General features: G+C 75.7%; 2 protein-coding genes. One reads left to right on the forward strand and one right to left on the reverse strand.

Going from position 1 to position 2,882, the window contains the following annotated elements:
• Positions 1-273: 273 nt before the first annotated feature.
• Positions 274-1,707 (reverse strand): AfsR/SARP family transcriptional regulator, encoded by a 1,434-nt coding sequence (locus HZS56_RS37570; RefSeq protein ID WP_216725287.1) that lies wholly within the window; start codon positions 1,705-1,707, stop codon positions 274-276.
• Between the two features lie 356 nt (positions 1,708-2,063).
• Between HZS56_RS37570 and HZS56_RS37575 the strand changes: the two genes are divergently transcribed.
• Positions 2,064-2,861, forward strand: coding sequence for a macro domain-containing protein (locus HZS56_RS37575; RefSeq protein WP_308408249.1), 798 nt, complete (start codon positions 2,064-2,066; stop codon positions 2,859-2,861).
• Positions 2,862-2,882 lie beyond the last annotated feature (21 nt).

Here is a 2,882-nt window from a genome sequence, read left to right on the forward strand (position 1 = left end):
GGCGTAGGGCGTGGCGTGGGAGGACGGCGCAGGGGGGGACGGCGCAGGGGGGGACGGTCCGGTCCGTCCCCGCCGAAAACACCCCTCCGGGTCCGGTCCCTGTCTGGTCCCGGCCCCCGGTCTGGTCCCGGTGGTGCGGTCCCGGTGTTGTGCGGTCCCGATCCTGTGCCGTTCCGGTCCTGTGCGGTCCCGAGCCGGTCCGGAAGCGGTTCGGAAGCGGTGGGCCCGTGGTGCCGGAAGCGGTGGGGCTGGTGCGCTGGGGGCATGTCTGTGTCACCGGCGGCCGTGCGCCCCACCGCCCTCGCCGGCGCCGGCACCGGTGTCCTGGCCCCCGGTGCCGGCGCCGACGTCGGTGCTGGTGCGGGCGGGCGGCGTGGTGCGCAGGTACGTGCCCAGGGCCGACAGGTCGGTGCGCTCCAGGTCGGACGGGCGCATCACGACCCGCAGTTCGGGCGCGGTCGCCGGTTCCCGGCGGCAGTGCTCGGCGAAGCTGTCCACGATCATCAGCAGCAGCTGCGTACGGTCGAGCTCCACGATGCGGGCCAGTCCGGAGCCGATCAGGGCGACCGCGACCGGCTTGTACATGCCGTACCGGGCGACGGCCGGCCAGAGGGAGTCCAGGCTCGCCCGCAGGTCGGCCGGTGCCGAGCGGGCGACGAGGTCGTTGCCGAGCCGGGAGTAGGCGACGGCGAACACCCGGCGGCCGTCCACCGCGAGCGGGACGGTGGTGCCGAGGGGATAGCGGACCCGGCGGCCGCGCGGCTTGTCCTGGGGCCGCTCCGTGCGCAGCGCGGTGACGGCCCGCAGCCCGGCCTGGATACGGTCGTCGAGCAGTCTGCGCTCGCCGCCGAACAGCCGCTCCACCAGCTGCCCCTGCACGCTCTCCCGGCTGATCACCAGGTCCTGCTCGGTCGCGGTGTCGAAGGTGTCGCTGAACCCGACCACCAGGTTCGCGTCGTCCTGGTCGAACAGGTCGCCGCGCACCACCACGAGGTCCGTGCCGCCCGGGAAGGGCTGCCGCAGCAGCTCCCGCCCGTGCCGCTCGCGCAGCCGCGCCCGCAGGGAGCCGAGCAGCTCGGCCACGTCCTGGTCGTCGGGCCGCTCCCGGGCCATGAGTTCGGCGACCGGCAGGGCGAGGTCGTGGCGGCCGAGGTCGATGCGGCTGCGGATCAGCTGCCGGCGGGCCGTCTCGTACAGGGCGGTGAGGCGGCGGACCAGCGGCCGGGCGAACTCCTCGTCGCCCGCCTCCACCAGCGGCCGGCCGCGGACGAGGGCGAGCGCCGCCGCCAGCCGGTCGGCGGCCGAGGCGGGGGCGGCGAGCAGCGCCGAGTTGACGAGGTCGGTGAACTCCGAGCTGTCCAGCTCCTCGGGCCCGAGCACCAGCCGGTACGCGGTCTCCGGCACGGGCGCGGCCAGCCACTGCTCGGTGCGCAGCACCCGGGCCGCGTCACCGCTCTGCGCGGGGTCGAGGGCGCGGCGCAGTTCGAGGACGCGCTTCTGCACCTCGTTGCGGTGGCGCTGGGACTGGCGCGGCCGGTCGCCGTCGAGGGCCCACACGTCCCGGTGCAGCCGGCGGACCGGTACGGCCTCGCCCTCCGCCGCCACCAGGCGGACCAGCAGCCGTGTCGTCAAGGGGGTCAACCGGGCGGGCACGCCGTCCACTTCGAGCCGGGCCGGGCCCAGGACGCTCACACGGATGCGCGCCATACAAGTGGTCTCCACTCGTTCCACCCTTCCCCGCCCGGTGGTCGCGGGGGAGATTCCGGCAGCGTATCAATTGTCCGTTTGGGGGAGTTGTGGAATCGGTCGGTTCGCGTGGGGCCGGTCCGGTCGTCCGTCCGACGCGGGGGAGCGGACGGCTGAGGACCGGGGACGGCCACGGCCCGCGAGGGCGGTGGGGTCCAGGAGGCCGGTGGGGCCCGGTCGGGCGACGGGATCCGGTCGGGCGGCGGGGAACGATCGGCCGGCGGGGCACGGGCGGGCGGCGCCGCCGGTTCGGCGGGGCGCGGACCCGGAGGCTGTTCGTCGGCAGCGTGATGGCGGCCTTCGGCGGGGTGTCCGCGGTGCTCCAGTTCGTGGGGCAGCTGTGGCCCGCGGCGATACCAGGCCCGGCACCGGTGGCGGCGGCCTCCGTGCTGCTCTGCCTGGCCTGGGCGGTGGCGCGCAGCCGCCCGACGGTGTCCGTGCGCCAGGAGTTCGCGCGGCCGCGGATGTCGGTGAGCGTGGCGCCGGGCGACCTCTTCGACGAGCCGGCGCACCTGGTCGTCGGGTTCTGCGACACGTTCGACACGGACGTCAGCGACGGTGTCCTGATCAGCGGCACGAGCGTGCAGGGGCAGCTGCTCCGGCGCCGGTACGGGGGCGACGTACGGCGGCTGGACGACGAGCTGGACGCCGCGCTGGGCGGGGCGGTGCCGGTGGCGGCCGAGACGCGGGAGACCAAGCCGTACGGCAAGCTCGACCGCTACCCGGTCGGCACGGTGGCGGTGCTCGGCAGCAGGCCCCGGCTGGTCTTCGGCGTGGCCTACAGCCGCCTCGGCAACGACTGCGTGGCGCGGTCCGGCACGGAGGAGCTGTGGCTGAGCCTGGGCCGGGTGTGGGACGCCGTGTACCGGCACGGGCAGCTGGACCGGGTGGCGGTGCCGCTGATCGGTTCGGGACTGTCCCGGCTGCACGGCCTGGACGAGGAAAGCCTGCTGCGCCTGATCCTGCTCTCCTTCATCACCCACTCCCGGGAGCGGGTCGTCTGCCGCGAGCTGCGGATCGTCCTGCGGCCGGAGGAACTGGAGCGGGTCGACCTGGCGGAGGTCGCGGCCTTCCTCGCCGTGCTGGCGGCGGCGGACGGGGGCGGCGGCGCGTAGCCCGCCGGGGGCCGCGGGAGG

Source organism: Streptomyces mayonensis (assembly GCF_018982965.1).
Taxonomy (GTDB): Bacteria; Actinomycetota; Actinomycetes; order Streptomycetales; family Streptomycetaceae; genus Streptomyces; species Streptomyces mayonensis.

What these genes read in the sequence shown, in the direction of transcription:
- HZS56_RS37570 (WP_216725287.1), bottom strand. Translation starts at nt 1,707, where the DNA reads ATGGCGCGCATCCGTGTGAGCGTCCTGGGCCCGGCCCGGCTCGAAGTG.